The organism is Amycolatopsis sp. NBC_00355 (assembly GCF_036104975.1).
Lineage (GTDB): Bacteria > Actinomycetota > Actinomycetes > Mycobacteriales > Pseudonocardiaceae > Amycolatopsis.
In genome coordinates this window covers 238,601-257,783 of record NZ_CP107982.1, presented here as the reverse complement: position 1 = coordinate 257,783, position 19,183 = coordinate 238,601, and the positions used below count along the sequence as shown (strand labels likewise).

The window sequence follows — 19,183 nt, the reverse complement described above, 5'->3', positions numbered from 1 at the left end:
CATGACGGGCGCTTTGTCCGGGATCCGGGTGCTCGACACCGCCACCCTGTTCGCCGGCCCGCTGGCCGCGACGCTGCTGGGCGACTTCGGCGCCGAGGTGATCAAGATCGAGCACCCGAAGGGCGACCCGGTCCGCAGCCACGGCGCGCAGCGTGACGGCGTCGGCCTCTGGTGGAAGATGCTCGGCCGCGGCAAGAAGGCGATCACGCTCTACCTCGGCTCCCCCGAGGGCCAGGAGATCTTCAAGAAGCTCGTGGCCGACGCCGACGTCGTCGTGGAGAACTTCCGCCCGGGCACGCTGGAGCGCTGGGGGCTGGGCTACGACGTCCTGCGCGAGATCAACCCCGGCCTGGTGCTCACGCGCGTGACCGGGTTCGGCCAGATCGGCCCGTACGCCAAGCGACCCGGCTTCGGCACGCTCGCCGAGGCGATGAGCGGGTTCGCCGCGATCACCGGCGAACCGGACGGCCCGCCGACGCTGCCGCCGTTCGGCCTCGCCGACGGGATCGCCGCGCTGACCACCGCCTACGCCGTGATGACGGCGCTGCGGGCCCGGGACCAGACCGGGCGCGGGCAGGTCGTCGACCTCGCGATCATCGAGCCGATTCTCACCCTGCTCGGGCCGCAGATCATCGCGTATGACCAGCTCGGCACGCTGCAGCCGCGCACCGGCAACCGGTCCACGAACAACGCGCCGCGCAACACCTACCGCACCCGCGACGGCAGCTGGGTCGCCATCTCCACCAGCGCCCAGTCGATCGCCGAACGCGTCATGCGGCTGGTCGGGCGCCCGGAGCTGATCGACGAGCCGTGGTTCGCCAGCGGCTCGGAGCGCGCGCAGCACGCCGACCTGCTCGACGACGCCGTCGGCTCGTGGATCGCCGACCGCGACCGCGACGACGTCGTCAAGGCGTTCGAGGAGGCCCAGGCCGCCGTCGCGCCGATCTACACCGCCGCCGACGTGATGGCCGACCCGCAGTTCGCCGCGCTGAACAGCATCGCGACGGTCGAAGACGACGAGCTGGGGCCGGTGAAGATGCAGAACGTGCTGTTCCGGCTGTCGGAGACGCCCGGGCACCTCACCTCGGCCGGGGCGCCGCTCGGCGCGCACACCGCCGAGGTCCTCGGCCGCTACGGCGTCGGCGAGCCGGAACTGGCCGCGCTGCGCGAAAAAGGCGTCATCAAGTGATCCGCAGCTGGCTCTACGTCCCGGGCGACCGGCCGGACCGGATCGCGAAAGCACTGGCCGGCCCGGCGGACGCCGTCATCATCGACCTCGAGGACGCCGTCGCCGCGGCCGCGAAAGACGACGCCCGGCGGGGGGTGCTGGACGCGTTGGGCAACGGCGCGACCGCGTTCGTCCGGATCAACGCGCCGGGCACCCCGGCCGGCGAAGCCGACATCGCCGCGCTGGCACCGCTGGCCCCGGCCGGGGTGCGGGTGCCCAAGTGCGAGGACCCGGGCGAGCTGCGCCGCGTCGCCGACGCGCTCGGCGTGCCGGTGTACCCGGTGTTGGAATCGGCGCTGGGCGTCGAGAACGCGCTGGTGATCGCGACGGCGCACCCGCTCGTCGCCGGGATCTCCCTCGGTGAGGCCGACCTCGCCGCGGACCTGCGGGTCGCCGGTGGCGACGCGCTGACCTGGCCGCGGTCCCGGGTGGTCGTCGCCGCTCGGGCGGCCGGGCTGCCGAGCCCGGTGCAGAGCGTCTGGACCGCCGTGCGCGACCTCGACGGCCTGCGCACCAGCACCGAAGCCGGCCGCCGCGCCGGGTTCTTCGGCCGGTCGGTGATCCACCCGGCCCAGATTCCCGTGGTGCACGAGGCTTTCGCGCCCGATCCGGCCGAGACGGCGTGGGCGAGCGAGCTGCTCGACCGGCTCTCGACGGACGAGTCGGCCGCCTGGATCGACCACAACGGACAGTTCGTCGACGCCGCGATCGTCGCGCGCGCCCGGTGGGTGCTCGCGCACGCGGAGTCCGCAGGAAAGGAAGGCCCGCACTCATGACACGCACCCAGGATCCGCTGCTGGCCGCGATCGCCGGCGGGGTCCGGCTGATCGAGCTCGGGCAGCCGTTCTTCACCGGCATGCCCTGCTCGCCGAACCACCCCGGGTTCCGGATGACGCTGATCCGCCGCCACGGCGACATGCGCCGCCCGGACGGCGGCTCGGCCGCCAACGAGATCATCGTGACCGGCGGGCACGTCGGCACCCACATCGACGCGCTCTCGCACGTCAGCCACGACGGCAAGCTCCACGGCGACGTCGACGCCGCCGAAGCCCAGCAGGGCGGCGTGTTCCGCACGCACGGCGCGGAGCACCTGCCCGGCCTGCTGCGGCGCGCGGTACTCCTGGACGTCGCCGCGGTGCACGACGTCCCCACGCTGGAGCCGGGGTACGGCGTCACCGCTGACGACCTGGACGCGGCCGTGAAGCTCGCCGGTGCCGAGCCCGGCGAAGGCGACGTCGCGCTGATCCGCACCGGCTGGGCGCGGAACTTCGACAACCCGGCGACGTACATGGGCAAGGAGACCGGCGTCCCCGGCGCCACGACATCGGCGGCGGAGTGGCTGGCGGCACGCGGTGTCGTCGCGACCGGCGCGGACACGACCGCCTACGAGCAGATCCCCGCCGGGGCCGGGCACGCCGTGCTGCCGGTGCACCGGATCCTGCTCGTCGAGTCGGGCATCTTCATCATGGAGCACCTGAACCTGGAGGCCGTCGCGGCCGAAGGGGTGCACGAGTTCGTGTTCGTGCTGGCACCGCTGCGGATCGTCGGCGGCACCGGCTCCCCCGTGCGGCCCCTCGCGGCGGTGTCCGCATGACCGCCACGATCGTGCAGCAGCTGGCCGCGTTCGCCACGTCGGTGCGGGCGAAGGGACTGCCGCCGGAACTGCGGGACGACGCCGCCCGGCGTGTCCTCGACGTCCTCGGCAACAGCCTGGCCGCCACGTCGGAGCGTCCCGCGGCCGCCGTCGGCGCGCTGGTGCGGGAGTGGGGCGGCACCGGCCGGGCCACGGCGATCGGTACCGGCGACCGGCTGCCCGAGCCGAGCGCGGCCCTGCTGAACGGCACCCTCGCGCACTCGCTCGACTTCGACGACACGCACCTGCCTTCGGTGCTGCACCCGTCGGCGTCGGTGGTGCCCGCCGCGCTCGCCGTTGCGGAGTCCCGGGGCGCGACCGGGGCCCAGCTGCTGGACGCGATCGGCGTCGGCGTCGAGATCACCGTCCGGCTCGGCATGGCCGGTTACGACGAGGAACTGGGCAACTCCGTGTTCTTCGAACGCGGCCTGCACGCGACGGCGATCTGCGGCGCCCTCGGCGCGGCGGCGGCCGCGGCGATGCTGTCCGATGTGGACGCCGAGGGGATCGCCGACGCGCTCGGCATCGCGGCCAGCATGGGCTCGGGCCTGCTGGAGGCGAACCGCACCGGCGGCACGGTGAAGCGGATCCACTGCGGCTGGGCGGCCCACGCGGCGGTCACCGCGGCGGGCTTGGCGCGCCACGGCATCACCGGCCCGCCGACGGTCCTGGAAGGCCGGTTCGGCCTGCTGCAGGCGTTCTGCGGCGATCAGTCCGATGTGGACGCGATCGTCGACGGCCTCGGCGAGCACTGGGAACTGCCGGGGATCTTCTTCAAGCCGTACCCCTGCAACCACTTCACGCACGCGGGCATCGACGCGGCCCGGCGGTTGCGTTCGCTGGGTGTCGACCCGGCGGAGATCGTCGCTCTGGAACTGGGCGCGCCGACGTCGGTGCTGCGCACGATCGCCGAGCCGCGCGAGGACAAGATCCGCCCGAAGTCGGGGTACCACGCGGCGTTCTCGGGCCCGTACACGGTCGCGGCGGGCCTCCTGGGCGGCGGCGGGCTGGGCGTCTTCCACGACGACTTCACCGACGAGGCCGCGGCGGACCCGGCGCGCCTGGCCCTGGCGGCGAAGGTGACGTGCGTCCCGGACGCCCGGTGCGACGAGATCTTCCCCCACCAGTTCCCGGCAGTCCTGCGCGCGCGGCTACGCGACGGCCGCGAACTGGAGGAACGGGTCGACGCCAACCGCGGCGGCCCCCAGAACCCCCTGTCGGCCGAGGAGCTGGCGACGAAGTTCCGCCTGAACGCGGCCCGGGTCCTCCCGGCAGACGTCAGCACGCGCATCACCGAGCTGACGTACGGCCTGGCGGAGCTGGCCGACCTCGGCGAGCTGACCGCACTCCTGCGCACCTGACGGTCGTGAGTGTTCAGGGCGGTTAGAACCGCCCTGAACACTCACGACGGGCCGGGGATCAGCGCCAGCCGAGCGCCGGGGCCACGTGGGTCAGGATGCTCTCCAGCACGTGCGCGTTGTACTCGACGCCGAGCTGGTTCGGGACCGTCAACAGCAGTGTGTCCGCGGCCTGGATGGCCTCGTCTTCCTTCAGCTCCCGCACCAGTTCGTCCGGCTCGGCGGCGTACGAGCGGCCGAAGATCGCCCGGGTGTTCTCGTCGATCATGCCGACCTGGTCGCGCGAATTCCGGTCGCGGCCGAAGTAGGCGCGGTCCAGGTCGTTGGTCAGCGCGAAGATGCTCCGGCTGACCGACACCCGCGGCTCCCAGTCGTGGCCGGCTTCCTTCCACGCTTCGCGGTAGGCCTCGATCTGCTTGCGCTGCTGGACGTGCAGCGGCTCGCCCGTCTCGTCGTCCTTGAGCGTGGAGCTCTGCAGGTTCATGCCCAGTTTCGCGGCCCAGATGCCGGTCGCGTTCGAGCTCGAGCCCCACCAGATGCGCTCGCGCAGGCCTTCGGAGTGCGGCTCGAGCCGCAGCAGGCCCGGCGGGTTGGCGAACATCGGCCGCGGGTTCGGCTGGGCGAACCCGTCGCCTTCGAGCAGCTTGAGGAAGACTTCGACGCGCTCGCGGGCCATGTCGGCGTCGGTCTCGCCCTCGGCCGGGGCGTACCCGAAGTAGCGCCAGCCTTCGATCACCTGCTCGGGGGATCCCCGGCTCACGCCGAGCTGGAGCCGGCCGCGCGAGATGAGGTCGGCGGCGCCCGCCTCCTCGGCCATGTACAGCGGGTTCTCGTAGCGCATGTCGATCACGCCGGTGCCGATCTCGATCTTCGACGTCCGCGCGCCGATCGCCGAGAGCAGCGGGAACGGGCTGCCCGCCTGCCGCGCGAAGTGGTGCACGCGGAAGTACGCGCCGTCGACACCGAGCTCCTCGGCGGCGACCGCCAGGTCGATCGACTGGTGCAGGAAGTCGGCGGCCGACCGGGTCTCGGAGTGCGCGCTCGCCGACCAGTGGCCGAACGAGAGAAAACCAATCTTCTTCACGCTCCCTCCAGCGTCCGGCGGCCCGGATTGATTCCCCCGGGTAACCTGCGTCGCATGACTCGTGACGCCGGGACCCGCGCCCGGATCGAGGAGCATTGGACGTCGTCCGAGCGCGGGGACGTCGACACCGAGCACGCGATCTACGCCGAGGACGCCGTCCTGGACTACCCCCAGTCCGGTGAACGCTTCCGCGGCCGCGCGAAGATCCGGGCGCAACGCGGCGGTCACCCGGCCGAGCGGCACTTCGCCATCACCCGGATCTCGGGCGGCGGCGACTTCTGGGTGAGCGAGTGCGTGATCACCTACGACGGCGCGCCCACCCATTCGGTGAGCGTCATGGAGTTCGCCGACGGTTTCGTGACGCACGAGACGCAGTACTTCGCCGACCCGTTCCCGGCGGCACCCTCACGGGCCGAGCTGGCCGAGCCCATCCCGGGCCGCGGCTGACGAACGGGCCCGGACGTGGGCGCGTTCACCCTGCGGCCCGAAGAGGACGAGCGTCTCGACGGCCCGGCCGTCGGCCGAGCCGAGCCAGTGCGGCAGCGCCGTGTCGAACTCGGCGGCCTCACCGGCGGGCAGGACCAGGTCCCGGTCGCCGAGCACCAGCCGCAGCCGGCCGTCGAGGACGTAGACCCACTCGTAACCGCCGTGCGTCTGCGGCGTCGGCTCGGCGGGTTCGCCGCGAGCCGGGATGAGCATCTTGAACGCCTGCAGGCCCCCGGCCCGGCGGGTCAGCGGCACGAACGTCATGCCGTGGCGGCGGATCGGGCGCAGGTGGATCCGCGGGTCGCCGGTGCGGGGCGCGCCGACCAGGTCGTCCAGCGGGACGCCGTAGGTGCGCGCCAGCGGCAGGAGCAGCTCCAGGGTGGGCCGGCGGCCACCGCTTTCCAGCCGGGACAACGTGCTCTCCGAGATCCCGGTCACCGCCGCCAGGTCGGCGAGGGTGAACCCGCGTTGCCGGCGCAACACGCGCAGGCGCGGCCCGACCGCGTCCAGCACCTCGTCGTCGATGTCGGCCACGACCGCCATCTTGCCGGAATGGCAAGTTTCCGTGCTCCCGGCGGCACCGCCGGGTGACGGTGGTGCCATGAACGTACGTTTCTGGGACGACCACTACCGGACCCCGCAGGCGGAGCGCGTGAACCCGCTGCTCGCCGAGGTCGCCGGCCCGCTGCCCACCGGGGACGCGCTGGACCTGGGCTGCGGCGCCGGTGGCGACGCCCTCTGGCTCGCCCGCCGAGGGTGGCGGGTCACCGCGGTCGACCTGTCCGGCGTCGCGGTCGAATCGCTGCGGGACCGGGCCGGCGGCCTGCCCGTGACGGCGGTGTGCGCCGACCTCGCCGAGGCGTTCCCCGAGGGCACCTTCGACCTCGTTTCCGCGCAGTACCTGCACACGCCGTTCCCGTTGGCGCGCGAGCGGGTGTTCCGCCGGGCGGCCGATGCGCTGCGGCCCGGCGGCCGGCTGCTGGTCGTCGACCACGGGTCCGCCGCGCCGTGGTCGTGGAGCCGCGAAGCAGGCGTCCCGATCACTCTCGACCTCGATCCGGCACAGTGGTCGGTCGAGCGCGCGGACAGTCCCGAGCGCGTCGCGACCGGGCCCGGCGGCCAGACCGCGACCGTCACCGACCACGTGCTGCTCGTCCGGCGGACACGATGACGCGGGACGCCGGCCCGCCGGCCACCGGGCCCGCGGAAGTCCAGGTGCTCGGCGGTTTCCTCGACTACCTGCGCGCCGCCGTGGCCGCCAAGGCCGAGGGTGTGCCCGAGCCGCGGGTCCGCTCCCCCGGCGTCGCGTCGGGCACGAACCTGCTCGGGCTGGTCAAGCACCTCACGCACGTCGAAGCCCACTGGCTGCTCGGGGCCACCGTCACCGACTGGCAGGCGACCTTCCGGCCGACTCCGGCCGAGACCGCCGAGGAAATCATCGCCGCCTATCGCACGACCACCGCGCGGGCGAACGCGGTGATCGCCGGCTGGGACGACCTCGGCGAGCCCGGGCCGCGCCGCGCGTCACGACGCTGGACGTTGACCCATCTGGTCGAAGAGACCGCCCGCCACGCCGGGCACGCCGACATCCTGCGCGAGCTCGCCGACGGCACGACCGGCCGCTGAGCCTTGTGGTCCGGACCTCGCCACCCCTACGGTCGGAAACCCACCGGCAACTCTGGAGGGTCCGTGCGGGTGTTCGCAGCAGTCCTGATGGCGAGTGCGCTCCTGCTGTCCGGGGCCGCCGCGGCGGACGCGAGCCCGTCGCCGATCACCTGGGGCGCCTGCCCCGACGACCCGGACAGCCCGGAGCCGCCGGACGGCGAGTGCGGCACGCTGCGGGTGCCGCTGGACTGGAACCGGCCGCACGGCCCGTCGATCGACCTGGCGGTGGCCCGGCACCGGGCCACCGATCCGGCGCACCGGATCGGCGTGCTGCTGGCCGACGCCGGCGGTCCCGGCTCATCGGGCGCGGAGTTCGCGCTGGCGACGAGCTTCTTCAGCCCGGAGGTCCGGGCGCGGTTCGACACCGTGGGCTTCGACGTCCGGGGCACCGGCCGCAGCGCGTTCATCCGGTGCGACGACACGACCGCCCCGCCCGGCGACGATCCCGCGAACCGGGCGGAGTTCGACGCCCTGCGCCAGTACAGCCGGCAGGAGGTCGCGGACTGCCGGGCCGGCAACCTGCCGGTCTTCGACCACGCCGACACCGCCGTCAACGCCCAGGACATGGACGCGCTCCGCCGGGCGCTCGGCGAGGAGAAGATCAGCTTCCAGGGCATGTCCTACGGCACGCTGCTCGGCCAGCAGTACGCCGAGAAGTACGGCGAGCACGTGCGCGCGCTGGTACTGGACAGCTCCATCGACCACAGCGTCGACCTCCGGCACTTCGTGGGCGACCGCGCCACCGCCGCGGACGAGCTGTTCGGGCAGTTCACCGCGTGGTGCGACCGGACGGAAGCCTGTGCCCTGCACGGCCAGGACGTCCGGGCGACCTGGGAGCGGGCCTTCGCGGGCGCCGGGACATCGTTGCGCGACCTGGTGTTCTCGGACATGTACGGCCCGAACTGGGACGACGCGGCACAGCTGATCGCCGACGCGGCCGCCGGCCGGCCGCCGCTGACCGCCCGGTTCGAGTACAACTACCTGTCGATCCGGCTGGCCGTGGTCTGCCAGGACTTCGACCTCCGGATCCGGGATTTCGCGCAGTACTCGGCGGTGCGCGCCGAAGAGCTGCGCCGGGGGCCGATCATGCGCGGCAGCCCCCTGGGCCACGCGGAGGCGACCGCGTGCCTCGGCGTCGCCGGCCCGCCCGCGAACCCGCCGCACCGGCTGGACCTCTCGCGGGCACCCCGGGTCCTGCTGCTGAACTCCCGCTACGACCCGGCGACGCCGTACGCCTGGGCGCGCACCATCCACCGCCAGGCGCCGGCGAACACCACCCTGCTGACCTACGAAGGCCCGGGGCACGTCGTCTACCCGCGCACCACCTGCACGCGGTCGGCGGTGGACGACTACCTGCTGACGCTGAAGACGCCGCGGCACGACGTCAGCTGCCCGGCCTGAGTGCTCATTCCGGGCGGCAGGCGTGGTCGCACGACGTCTCGGCGTTCGCGATGACGGTGTCGAGCTTGTCCCGGGCCTTCGTCAGCTCGGTCAGCTGCCGGTCGATGCGTTCCCGCTCGGCGACGAGCAGGGCGAGCGCCTCCGGCGTCGGCTGCCCGGTCTCGACGCACGGCAGGATCGCGAGGATCGACTTGCTGGACAGCCCCGCGGCGTAGAACTGCTGGATCAGCCAGACGAGGTCCGCCCCGCGGTCCGAGTAGTGGCGGTGGCCGCCGGAGCTGCGTTCCGGCACGAGCAGCCCCTGCTCCTCGTAGTACCGCAAGGCCCGGACGCTCACCCCGGACTTCGCCGCCAGTTCCCCGATCCGCACTCGCTGCCGCTTCCTCTCGGAGTGATCTACCGCACTCGCCGTTGAATCTCACGTCCACGTGAGGTTCTAGCGTAACAGGGAACCTCACGAAGGAGAGCGATTCCAGTGACGCACACCCTGTCCCGCCCGCTCGTGCTCGGCGACCTCACCGTCCCGAACCGGGTCGCCATGGCGCCGATGACCCGCGGGCAGTCGCCCGGCGGCGTGCCGACCGAGCAGCTCGCCGCCTACTACGCGCGGCGCGCGGCCGGCGGCACCGGGCTGATCATCACCGAAGCGAGCTACATCGGGCACCCGTCGGCCGGCGAGCACAACCTGGTGTCCCGCCTGTACGGCGACGCGGCGGCGGCCGGCTGGTCCCGGGTCGTCGAAGCCGTCCACGGCGCCGGCGGCGTGATCTTCCCGCAGCTCCAGCACGTCGGGATGACCCGCAAGGGGGCCGCGGTGCCGCATCCGGACGCCCCCGCGATCGGCCCGTCCGGCGTGCCCGTGTCCGCGGACGGCAGCCCCGGCGAGCCGGGCCGGACGATGACGCAGAAGGACATCGACGACGTCGTCCGGGCCTTCGCCGAAGCCGCCGTCACCGCCGAACGGCTCGGCTTCGACGGCGTCGAACTGCACGGCGCCCACGGCTACCTCATCGACCAGTTCCTCTGGTCGGGCACGAACCACCGCACCGACGCCTACGGCGGCGACCTGCGCGCCCGGACCCGGTTCGCCGCCGAGGTCGTCGGCGAGATCCGCCGCGCGGTCTCCCCCGGTTTCCCGATCGTCGTGCGGCTGTCGCAGTGGAAGATGAACGACTACACCGCCCGGATCGCCGACACCCCGGAGGAGTTCGGCGTGATCCTGGGCGCGCTGGCCGACGCGGGAGCGGACGCCTTCCACGCGTCGACCCGCCGCTACCGGCAACCGGCCTTCGACGGCTCCGACCTCAACCTCGCGGGCTGGGCCAGGAAGCTGACCGGCAGACCGGCCATCACGGTCGGCTCGATCGGCCTGGACACGGAGTTCACGTCGAGCCTGACCGGCGGCTCGGCTTCCCCGACGGGCCTCGGGGACCTCCTGGACCGCTTGGAGGCCGACGAGTTCGACATGATCGCGCTCGGCCGCCCGTTGCTGGCGGACCCCGAGTGGGCGGCGAAGATCATCACCGGCCGGGAGCCCACACCGTTCACGCCCGCGGCGCTGGGCGTGCTGTATTAGCCGACAGGTGCCCCGATGGTGGTGAAAGTGCTGAGCGTGCCGAGCCCGTCCTTCCGGCCGCGGTGGCCGGTGAGCGCTCGGTTGCGCGCGTCCGGGTCCGGTGCTGCCGAGGTGATCATCGGCGGGCCGATCGGGTCCTCGGTCTCCGTGACGGTGTTCTCGTGCATGACGTTCTCCCCTCGAAGTGACCTTCAGGAACGCCCCGGGCGGACGGCCCGCGGCGTCGAGCGTGCGGCGCTAGCCGGCGCGCAGGCTGATGGTGGGCCAGGTGGTGAGCGTGCCGAGCCCGTCGTTGCGGACCCGCCGGCCGCCGAGCGCCTGGTTGCGGGCGTCCGGGTCCGGCACCACCGGGCCGAGCACCGGCGAGCCGATCGGGTCTTCGGCCTCCGGCAACGCGTTGTCGTGCATGACGTCCTGCCCTTCCGGCGTCGCGATCAGGAGCGTCTCGCACACGCCGGCGGGCCACCACCGGTTGAGGCGCCGTCGGCAGCCACACCCGAACGGCGTAAACGCGGGTCGGCGCGCCGAGGGGGAGGGAGCGCGCCGACCCGCGGGCACGACGCTACCGAGTACCGGCGCCGTCCGCGCGCTGTTCGGCCAATTTCGTGGCCGGAAGCCGCTTCGGCTCCTTGTTCGGGAAGTGGATCAGGTCAGCGCAGCGGCTCGAGCGCCTTCGCCAGCGGCTCCAGCACGGCCGGGGTGTGCGGCGGCGGCAAGTAGATGATCGCCAGGTCGAGGCCCACTTCGCCGAGAGCCTCGGCTTCGGCGGCGACCTTGGCGTAGTCGGCGTCCGGGCCGAGGCGGACGTGTGAGGAGAGGGTGATCTCAGCCGGGTCGCGGCCGACGTCCGCGCAGTGGCGGTGCAGCACCTCACGCTTGTGGGCGAACTCCTCGGGTGTCCCGCCGACGAAGTTCCAGTGCTGGGCGTACTTCGCGGCGGTGCGCAGGGTGCGCTTCTCCCCGCTGCCGCCGATGCAGATCGGCGGGTGCGGCTTCTGCACGCCCTTCGGCTCGTTGCGCGCCTCGCGCAGCTGGTAGTACCGGCCCTGGAACGTCGTGGTCTCCTGGGTCAGCAGCCCGACGAGCACCTCGCAGCCCTCTTCGAACCGGTCGCTGCGCTCCTTGACCGTGCCGAGCTCCATGCCGTACGCGCCGGACTCCTCCTCGTTCCAGCCCGCGCCGATGCCGATCTCCAGCCGGCCGCCGGAGACGATGTCGAGCGTCGCGGCCATGTTCGCGAGCAGCGCCGGGTGGCGGTAGTGGATCCCGCTGACCAGCGTGCCCAGCCGCAGCCGCTTCGTCGCCTGGGCGAGCGCGGTGAGCGTGACCCACCCTTCGAGGCACGGACCGGTCGAATCGGAGAAGATGGGATAGAAGTGGTCGAAGGTCCAGCCGGACTCGAACAGCTCGATCTCATCGGCGGCCTGCCACACGGCGAGCATGTCCGCCCAGACGGTGTCCTGGGGCGAGGTCTTGATGGCGAATCGCATGATCACGAGCGTAACCCCGGAGTTCCTCCAGGGCCGGTCATCGCGGGCGGTCACAGCCGATGCACGGCTTTTTGTCGGACCCCGTCGCTAGGCTCCGTCGCGTGACGACGGGGGACGCCGGGTACGGCGACATCGCGAAGGACATGGCCGAGGCGCTGCGGGCGGCCGCGGGCGAGTTGTGGTCGGCCGCCACGCTGCAGCTGCGCCACACGGGTGGCTCGGTTTCGTGCACCGCGTGGAGTGACGTGCGGGAGAACCTGCGGGTCGACTACACGTCGATCGCGCGGCGCCTGTTCGAACGGCCGCCGGCGGTGCTGGAGGTCAGGCTGGCCGCCGGCGGCGAGTACGCCTTCACCGCCCGGCCGGACATCGCGGCCGTCTCCCCCGGGCGGCTGGTGTTCGACGAGGCGTTCCGCTACCCCGGGCATCCCTTGCCCGGCCTGCCCCGCCCCGCGACGCCGACCGGGGCACCGACCGATCCGGCCGTGCTCGCCGAGGTCACCCGGCTGGCCGGGGAGTTCGCCGAGCTGTACGCCGGGATCAAGGGCGGTCCCCCGCCGTGGTCACCCGGGCGCACCGAGGCGGACCTGGCCGCCGCCGAGGCCCGGATCGGCGTCCGGCTGCCCGAAGACCTGCGCGCGCTGTACCTGCTGGCGGACGGCGACCTGCAGGAGACCGGGTTGCTGAGCCCGTACTCCTACGACCCCCTCGACCGGCTCGTGGACTACTACACCGAAGGCGATCCCGGGTCGTACGGCTGGGAAGACGACGTGGAGGACGACGGCGTCGTGTTCGAGACGGTGCCGTTCGGCCGGGTGAAACGCCTGTCCCGCAACGACTCGTGGGTCACGTTCGGCGGCGACCGGGCGATGAACTACCTCGCGGTGGACCTCGACCCGGCCGAGCGGGGCCACGCCGGCCAGGTCCTCGAGTACGGCCGGGACATCTACGGCCCGCTGCGGTACGTGTCGGTGTCGCTCACCGCCATGCTCACCGAGGTCGTCGAGACCCTGCGGGCCGGGAAGTACGAGGATCCGGGCGAGCAGTACCTGTTCGCCGAAACCAGCCTCCGCGACGGCGGGGAACGCTCCTACAGCGAGGTCATCTCGCGGGCGTCCGAGCTGAACCTGCCCGCGGTGGTGGCCGGGCTGCGCGACCCCGGGCTGATCCAGGAGGTGTACCTCAACGACCCGGCCGACGTCGACCTGGCGGTGTTCGAACCGTTGACGTCGCTGCGGCTGCTCAAGGTCAACCGCGCGGCCGCGGTGACCCCGACGATCGGCGGCCTCAAGGCGCTGGAGTCGCTGCGGATCAGCGGCGGGCGCGTCGACCTCGACGTCCTCGCCGGGCACCCCGTGCTGTGGGACCTCCAGCTGGCGGAGATCGACGTGCCGCTCGACCTCACGGTGCTGACCACGCTGCCCCGCCTGACCCGGCTGGATCTGTCGGGCTCGGCGGTACCGGACCTGGGGCAGGTCTGCGACCTGCCGGCGTTGCGAGTGCTCAAACTGGACGGCGACCAGGTGCGCCGCCTGCTCGACACGGGCCGTCCAGTGCCCCGGCTGGCCGCGCTGCTCGTCACCGGCCGCACGACACTGCCGGAAATGGCCGAACTGCGCAAAGCCTTCGGTGGCGGCGACTCGACGGAAACCATCGTCGAGATCTCCGCCGTACTGTCCTGAGTGGACGGACCCTCGACGGTGCCCGCCCCCACCAGGCGCCGAACCTCGACTCCGAGCACCGCCCGACCCGAGGCCACCCACCGACCCCGCCCATCGCCGGCCACACAACACCGCAGGAGACGGCCGCACTACACAAAAACCTTCAGCGGCGGCGACTCAACAGAAACCCGTCGTCGAAATCTCCGCCACCTCTGTCCCGAGTGGACGGACACCCGACGGCGTCCGCCCCACCAGACGGCAAACCTCGACTCCGAGCACCGCCCGACACGAGGCCACCCACCGACCCGCTCGCCGCGCTGTTCGTCGTCGAAACCCCGCCACCCTGCCCCGAGCGGACGGACGCCCGACGGCATCCGCCCACCCGGGGAACAGAGCCTGTCAGCTGTGCGACACGGTCAGCCCGTAGAACGCGACCTTAGCGCCCTTCGTCGTGCTGTCCGAAGAGGACTGGTTGTAGGAACCGGCCTTGAAGTACTGCTTGTACGCCTTGAACGACGACGGGATGCCGTAGTGCGTGGTGGTGCCGTTCACCGTCAGGTCGATGGTGTTGCCGCCGGAGATGCCGATCGTGTAGGTCCACGTCTTGCCGATGGCCACGTGGCCGACCGTGTGCGGCGTCTGGCCCCCGTCGGGTGAGTTCTCCGTGCCCAGCACGATGTCGCCGTTCGCGTGGTAGTACAGCTCGAGCAGCGGTTTCGTCGACGAGCCGCCGGTGCCGAGGTGGACCTGGCCGACGCACACGTTGGAGGTCACCGACACCACGCGCAGGGTGGCGCTCAGCTTGTGCGACCCGCTCAACGACCAGTTCGCCGCGGAGCCGCTCTTGTTCATCTCGCGCAGCTCGGATCGGGCGTAATTGGAATTGGGTGTTGTGACGCCCTTTTCCGGCGCCCAGAATGTCATCGCACCGTCACGCGTGTCGGTGTAGAAGTACGAGTCCTGGAATCCGTTCGCGCCCTGCAGCCGGGACGACGAGATCGTCGTCGGGGAACCCGGCGAGCCCACCGGCTCCTGCAGCTGCCAGGTCGAGAGGTCGAAGTTGCCACCGGGGGCGACTCCGGGGTCGGCCATGGGGGCCAGCGCGATTCCGCTGACTTCGGCACTGGGGATTGCCTCGGCGGAAATCGCGGTCCCGGTCAGCAATGCCGGGATCGCGAGAAAGGTGAGCATAGCGCGCACACGCATGGTGGCGTCCTTTCACGGCAAGAAGCGAAGCGGGGAGAGGACTTCGCTCACGCATTTGTTCACATATGTGTTTGTTCACGTATGTGAATAAATGCGTTTCCGAAAAGAGAGTAACGATGAAGGAGATTAAGTTCGGTGTTGCCCGCTGTCAAGGCAGGGTTCACATTGAGTGGGACACTCACTTCCCGCGGTGGACGCAGAGCGGGCCGGTGCGCGGCAGCGCGATCCGGGCGCGGAAGGCCCGCGCGACCGGGCCGTCCGGCGCCGGCGCCGTCCACGTGTACCCCGGCGCGCGGAAGAGCGTCGCGCTGACGAGCGTGCGGCCGTAACCGAGGCGGCGGTGCCCCGCGTCGACGTGGACGTAGTCCAGGGTGGCCGTGCGACAGGACGCACAGGACGTGAGCGACGCCGTGCCGGTGGCCCGCCCGTCGAGGCGGAGTTCGATCTTCCCCGTCGCCGACCCCGCGGCCGGGGGGACCGCGACGAGCACCAGGCCGTCCGGCGGTGCGGCGCCCGGCGCGTGCTGGACCTGCACGTCGAGGTGCGCCCACTCGGCGAGCCGGCGTTCGCCCGGGTCGGGCGCCTCCTGCTTGCGGCAGGTTTCGCAGAGCGTGGTGTGCAGCCGGTAGCGCGGGCTGTGGCTTTTGACCATCCCGAAAAGCGCGAGGTAGTGGCCGCGCAGGCACACCACCGGCGGCGCCGCGGTCGCCGGGCGCACGGGGAGCAGTTCGCCGTACTCCCCGCGCGTCCCGGACGCCGGCCCGCCGACGGTCGCCCGGCTCACCGGAAGTCACGCGACGGCCCGGTCGCCATCGAGAGGTCGAGCCGCTCCAGCCGGTCCGCGACGAGCGTGACGACGCCTTCGGCCGCCTGCGCCTGCCCGCGGACCAGCAGCGCCGCGCTCGTGCGGGCGACGAGGCGCTGCCGGTTCCAGAGCCCGGGCGAGACGAGGACGTTGGCCATGCCGGTCTCGTCTTCGAGGTTGAAGAACGTGATCCCGCCCGCCGTCGCCGGCCGCTGCCGGTGGGTCACCGCTCCCCCGACCCACACGCGCGTCCCGTCCTTCGCCCGCATCAGCTCGGCGACCGTCAGCGCGCCCCGCTTTTCGAGGTACTCACGCAGGTACTGCACGGGGTGGCTGTCCGGCGAGACGCTGGTGGCCCACAGGTCGGCCGCGGTGACCTCGAACCGGGTCATCCCGGGCAACGCGGGCGCGTCCAGGCCCGGCGCGAGGCCGGGCAGGTGCCCGGGCCGGGTCGCGGCGGCGGCCCCCGCGGCCCACAGCGCCTCACGGCGGTCGGCGGTGAAACAGCTGAACGCGCCGGCCGTGGCCAGGGCTTCGACGGCGGCCTTCTTCAGCTGGACGCGGCGGGTGAGGTCGCCGATGCTCGTGTACGGCCCGTTCGCGACGCGCTCGGCGACGATCGCCTCGGCGGGATCGTCGCCGAGGTGGCGGACGCCGGCGAGACCGAGCCGGATCGCCACGTCGCCGGTGCTGTCCGGTTCGGGTTCGAGGGTGGCGTGGGCGAGACTGGCGTTGATGTCCGGCTCGCGCACCAGGACGCCGTGGCGGCGGGCGTCGGCGACCAGGGACTGCGGGCTGTAGAAGCCCATCGGCTGCGCGCGCAGCAGTCCCGCGCAGAACGCGGCCGGGTAGTAGAGCTTGAACCACGCCGACGCGTAGACCAGCAATGCGAACGACATCGAGTGCGCTTCGGGGAAGCCGTAGCCGGAGAACGCGTGGATCTGCTCGAAGATCCGCGTCGCGAGCTCGCGGTCCAGTCCGTTGGCCTCGCACCCGGCGAAGAACCGCGCCATCAGCGCGTGCATCTTCGCGCTGGACCGCTTGGCGCCCATGGCCCGGCGCAGCTGATCGGCCTCGGCGCCGGTGAACGACGCGACGTCGACGGCCATCTGCATCACCTGCTCCTGGAACAACGGCACGCCCAGCGTCCGGTCGAGGGAGCCGGCCAGCAGCGGGTGCGCGTGCTGCCACTGCTCCTCACCGCGCCGGCGGCGGATGTAGGGGTGCACCGAACCGCCCTGGATCGGGCCGGGCCGGATCAGCGCGACCTCGACGACCAGGTCGTAGAACTTGCGCGGCCGCAGGCGCGGCAGCGTCGCCAGCTGCGCGCGGGACTCCACCTGGAACACCCCGACCGCGTCGGCTTCGCAGAGCATGTCGTAGACGCCCGGGTCGGCCAGATCCAGCTTCCCGATGTCCACAGTGGACCCATGGTGCACCGCGGCGAGGTCGATCATGTAGTGCAGCGCCGAGAGCATGCCGAGACCGAGCAGGTCGAACTTCACCAGGCCGACACTGGCGCAGTCGTCCTTGTCCCACTGCAGGATGCTGCGGTCGGCCATCGTCGCCCACTCGACCGGGACCACTTCGGACACCGGCTGCTTCGAGATCACCATCCCGCCGGAGTGGATGCCGAGGTGGCGCGGGAAGTCCTCGAGCCGCGCCGCCAGGTCGAGGACGTCGTCGGGGATGTCGCCGGTGGCCTGCTGTTTCGTGGCGGTGACGCCGCCCCAGCGGTCGACGAGCTTGCCGTAGGCGTCCTGCTGCCCTTGGCTGTGCCCCAGGGCTTTGGCGGCGTCGCGGATCGCCGACGGCGCCCGGTAGGTGACGACGTTCGCGACCTGCGCGGCGTGCAGCCGCCCGTGTTTGCCGTAGACGTACTGGATGGCTTCCTCACGCCGGTCGGACTCGATGTCGATGTCGATGTCCGGCGGCCCGTCCCGCTCCGGCGCCAGGAACCGCTCGAACAGCAGGTTCCACTTGACCGGGTCGGCGTGGCAGATGCCCAGCGCGTAACAGACCGCGCTGTTCGCCGCGGAGCCGCGGCCCTGGCAGAGGATGTTCGCGTCCTTGCAGAACCGGACGATGTCCCACACCACCAGGAAATACCCCGGAAAATCGAGCTTCTCGATGATGTCGAGCTCGTGGTCGAGCTGGGCGTAGGCCTTCGGATTCTCGTCTCGGCGCCCATAGCGGGTGATCGCGCCGGCCCAGGTCAGCTCGCGCAGGAAGGACATCTCGGTACTGCCCGCCGGGACGTCGAACGGCGGCAGGTCCGGCGCGACCACCTGCAGGTCGAAGGCGACCTCGACGCCGAGGACGGCGGCCCGCCCGACCGCGCCGGGGTAGCGGTGCTCGAACCGCCGCCGCTGCTCGGCCCCGGACCGCAGGAACGCCTGCCCCGACGGCGGCCGCCAGCCGTCCAGCTCCTCGGCCGACCGCCGCGCCCGCACCGCGGCGACCGTCTCGGCCACGACGGCGTCGTCCGGGCGGGCGTAGTGCGCGTTGTTCGACACGATCGTCGGCAGCCGCAGGTCTCCGGCCAGCGCGGCGAGGACGTCGTTGGCGGCCGAGTCGTGCGGGAGCCGGTGGTCGATCAGCTCGACGGCGACGTGGTTCCGCCCGAACCAGCCGGCGAGCCGGGTCAGCTCGGCGCGCGCGGCCGCGGGACCGCGCCGGGCGAGCGCGCGGCGGACGGCGCCTTTGCGGCAGCCGCTCAGCACCACGACGTGCCCGGCCAGCTCGTCGACCAGCTCCTCGACGTCGTAGACCGGGCGGCCCTTCGCGCCGCCGGCGAGCTGGGCACGGGAGATCACCCGGCAGAGCCGGTGGTAACCCTCCTGCCGCCGGGCGATCACGAGCAGGTGCGACCCCGCCGGATCCGGCTCACCCCCTTGCGGCGCCGGGAGTTCGAGCGACAGCTCGGCCCCGAAGCCGACCCGGACGCCGAGTTCGCGGGCGGCGTCGTTGAACCGGACCGCGCCGTACATCCCGTCGTGGTCGGTCAGCACCAGCGCGTCCAGTTCGAGGCGGGCGGCCTCCTCGACGAGGGTCTCGGGGTGGGAGGCGCCGTCGAGGAAGCTGAAGTTGGAGTGGACGTGCAGCTCCGCGTACGGCGCCCGCAGCCGCTCGCCGCCGTCGTCGCGACCCCGGCGGTCGCGCAGGTCGTCCGGCGCCCCGGCGTAGCCGTCACGCTTGCGCGACCACGCGGGCGAGTCACTGCCGTCCCCCGGGAAAGGGGCGCGCCCGGACGCGACCCGCTCGACCTCGGACCACGGCACGTTCGGGTTGTTGAACGCCAAAGCCAGCTCCCACCGCCACGAGTTCGCTGCGGGGAAGTCAGCGACTACTGTTCGAACACACGTACGACTAGCACCTTGATCCTGGGCCGGGCAGGCCGCGCTGTCAACTCGGCGTGACATCGATAACTGCAGGTAGACGGCCCGGTGAGCCCCGTGACGGAGGGCAGCGGGGCGCTGTTACCCTGAGTTCGCGGCCGCCCTCACCGGGCCGCGCGGCGGTGGGGCCCGCCGTACCCGAACCGCGGCGATCCGGCCGCCAACGGTCCCTACCTGAACCACGCCGCACGA

19 protein-coding genes are annotated in these 19,183 nt (G+C 72.3%); 10 read left to right on the top strand and 9 right to left on the bottom strand.

All coding sequences use genetic code 11. The features are described 5' to 3' along the window. The first annotated feature begins 1 nt into the window (after nt 1). From OHS18_RS00980 to OHS18_RS00965, 4 genes are read left to right on the top strand one after another with little or no spacing between them, the layout of a single operon-like run. Nucleotides 2-1,189, top strand: a complete 1,188-nt coding sequence (locus OHS18_RS00980) for a CaiB/BaiF CoA transferase family protein (protein ID WP_328615535.1) — start codon at nt 2-4, stop codon at nt 1,187-1,189. After that, nucleotides 1,186-2,004 carry an HpcH/HpaI aldolase/citrate lyase family protein gene (locus tag OHS18_RS00975; RefSeq protein ID WP_328615534.1) on the top strand — a complete coding sequence of 273 codons (819 nt, stop codon included), beginning with the start codon at nt 1,186-1,188 and terminating at the stop codon, nt 2,002-2,004. The genes OHS18_RS00980 and OHS18_RS00975 overlap by 4 nt, the downstream gene beginning before the upstream one ends. Continuing rightward, the gene (locus OHS18_RS00970; protein WP_328615533.1) at nt 2,001-2,822 is read left to right on the top strand and encodes a cyclase family protein; all 822 of its coding nucleotides are present in this window, start codon (nt 2,001-2,003) and stop codon (nt 2,820-2,822) included. The genes OHS18_RS00975 and OHS18_RS00970 overlap by 4 nt, the downstream gene beginning before the upstream one ends. Next, on the top strand, nt 2,819-4,222 hold the full coding sequence (locus OHS18_RS00965; protein WP_328615532.1) for an MmgE/PrpD family protein: 1,404 nt from the start codon (nt 2,819-2,821) through the stop codon (nt 4,220-4,222). Before OHS18_RS00970 ends, OHS18_RS00965 begins: the two co-directional genes overlap by 4 nt. Nucleotides 4,223-4,280: 58 nt before the next feature. Here OHS18_RS00965 and OHS18_RS00960 read toward each other — a convergent pair whose 3' ends face one another. Next, nucleotides 4,281-5,303: an LLM class flavin-dependent oxidoreductase gene (locus tag OHS18_RS00960; protein WP_328615531.1), complete on the bottom strand. Its 1,023-nt coding sequence runs from the start codon at nt 5,301-5,303 to the stop codon at nt 4,281-4,283. Between the two features lie 54 nt (nt 5,304-5,357). Here OHS18_RS00960 and OHS18_RS00955 point away from each other — a divergent pair, with 54 nt between their 5' ends. Further along, nucleotides 5,358-5,750: a nuclear transport factor 2 family protein gene (locus OHS18_RS00955; protein WP_328457087.1), complete on the top strand. Its 393-nt coding sequence runs from the start codon at nt 5,358-5,360 to the stop codon at nt 5,748-5,750. Here OHS18_RS00955 and OHS18_RS00950 read toward each other — a convergent pair. Then, a complete protein-coding gene (locus OHS18_RS00950) occupies nt 5,709-6,323 on the bottom strand; it encodes a helix-turn-helix domain-containing protein (protein ID WP_328457089.1) in 615 nt (204 codons plus the stop codon). The two genes, OHS18_RS00955 and OHS18_RS00950, sit on opposite strands and share 42 nt — an antisense overlap. A 67-nt stretch (nt 6,324-6,390) precedes the next feature. On the opposite strand from OHS18_RS00950, the gene OHS18_RS00945 reads away from it, so the two are divergent. From OHS18_RS00945 to OHS18_RS00935, 3 genes are all read left to right on the top strand, one after another. Continuing rightward, a complete protein-coding gene (locus OHS18_RS00945; RefSeq protein ID WP_328615530.1) occupies nt 6,391-6,960 on the top strand; it encodes a class I SAM-dependent methyltransferase in 570 nt (189 codons plus the stop codon). Further along, nucleotides 6,957-7,415 (top strand): DinB family protein, encoded by a 459-nt coding sequence (locus tag OHS18_RS00940; RefSeq protein WP_328615529.1) that lies wholly within the window; start codon nt 6,957-6,959, stop codon nt 7,413-7,415. Before OHS18_RS00945 ends, OHS18_RS00940 begins: the two co-directional genes overlap by 4 nt. Before the next feature lie 87 nt (nt 7,416-7,502). Continuing rightward, nucleotides 7,503-8,855 carry an alpha/beta hydrolase gene (locus OHS18_RS00935; RefSeq protein WP_328615528.1) on the top strand — a complete coding sequence of 451 codons (1,353 nt, stop codon included), beginning with the start codon at nt 7,503-7,505 and terminating at the stop codon, nt 8,853-8,855. A 4-nt stretch (nt 8,856-8,859) separates the two neighbouring features. On the opposite strand, the gene OHS18_RS00930 is transcribed toward OHS18_RS00935, so the two are convergent. Continuing rightward, nucleotides 8,860-9,225, bottom strand: coding sequence for a MerR family transcriptional regulator (locus tag OHS18_RS00930; protein WP_328615527.1), 366 nt, complete (start codon nt 9,223-9,225; stop codon nt 8,860-8,862). 105 nt (nt 9,226-9,330) lie between these two features. Here OHS18_RS00930 and OHS18_RS00925 point away from each other — a divergent pair, with 105 nt between their 5' ends. Next, on the top strand, nt 9,331-10,431 hold the full coding sequence (locus OHS18_RS00925; protein ID WP_328615526.1) for an oxidoreductase: 1,101 nt from the start codon (nt 9,331-9,333) through the stop codon (nt 10,429-10,431). Here OHS18_RS00925 and OHS18_RS00920 read toward each other — a convergent pair. The 3 genes from OHS18_RS00920 to OHS18_RS00910 all read right to left on the bottom strand — a co-directional run bounded on the left by OHS18_RS00920 (nt 10,428) and on the right by OHS18_RS00910 (nt 11,921). After that, nucleotides 10,428-10,598: a hypothetical protein gene (locus OHS18_RS00920; RefSeq protein WP_328615525.1), complete on the bottom strand. Its 171-nt coding sequence runs from the start codon at nt 10,596-10,598 to the stop codon at nt 10,428-10,430. The genes OHS18_RS00925 and OHS18_RS00920 overlap by 4 nt on opposite strands. Before the next feature lie 70 nt (nt 10,599-10,668). Further along, nucleotides 10,669-10,884 (bottom strand): hypothetical protein, encoded by a 216-nt coding sequence (locus tag OHS18_RS00915; RefSeq protein WP_328615524.1) that lies wholly within the window; start codon nt 10,882-10,884, stop codon nt 10,669-10,671. Nucleotides 10,885-11,081: 197 nt separating this feature from the next. After that, complete coding sequence (locus OHS18_RS00910) at nt 11,082-11,921, bottom strand: LLM class F420-dependent oxidoreductase (protein WP_328615523.1); 840 nt, start codon at nt 11,919-11,921, stop codon at nt 11,082-11,084. A gap of 101 nt (nt 11,922-12,022) precedes the next feature. Here OHS18_RS00910 and OHS18_RS00905 point away from each other — a divergent pair, with 101 nt between their 5' ends. Further along, nucleotides 12,023-13,603: an SMI1/KNR4 family protein gene (locus OHS18_RS00905; RefSeq protein WP_328615522.1), complete on the top strand. Its 1,581-nt coding sequence runs from the start codon at nt 12,023-12,025 to the stop codon at nt 13,601-13,603. A 378-nt stretch (nt 13,604-13,981) separates the two neighbouring features. Here OHS18_RS00905 and OHS18_RS00900 read toward each other — a convergent pair whose 3' ends face one another. The 3 genes from OHS18_RS00900 to OHS18_RS00890 all read right to left on the bottom strand — a co-directional run bounded on the left by OHS18_RS00900 (nt 13,982) and on the right by OHS18_RS00890 (nt 18,895). After that, nucleotides 13,982-14,788 carry a polysaccharide lyase family 7 protein gene (locus tag OHS18_RS00900; RefSeq protein ID WP_328615521.1) on the bottom strand — a complete coding sequence of 269 codons (807 nt, stop codon included), beginning with the start codon at nt 14,786-14,788 and terminating at the stop codon, nt 13,982-13,984. A gap of 178 nt (nt 14,789-14,966) precedes the next feature. Beyond that, nucleotides 14,967-15,572 carry a GNAT family N-acetyltransferase gene (locus tag OHS18_RS00895; protein ID WP_328615520.1) on the bottom strand — a complete coding sequence of 202 codons (606 nt, stop codon included), beginning with the start codon at nt 15,570-15,572 and terminating at the stop codon, nt 14,967-14,969. After that, nucleotides 15,569-18,895, bottom strand: coding sequence for an error-prone DNA polymerase (locus OHS18_RS00890; protein ID WP_328615519.1), 3,327 nt, complete (start codon nt 18,893-18,895; stop codon nt 15,569-15,571). Before OHS18_RS00890 ends, OHS18_RS00895 begins: the two co-directional genes overlap by 4 nt. Between the last annotated feature and the right edge of the window lie 288 nt (nt 18,896-19,183).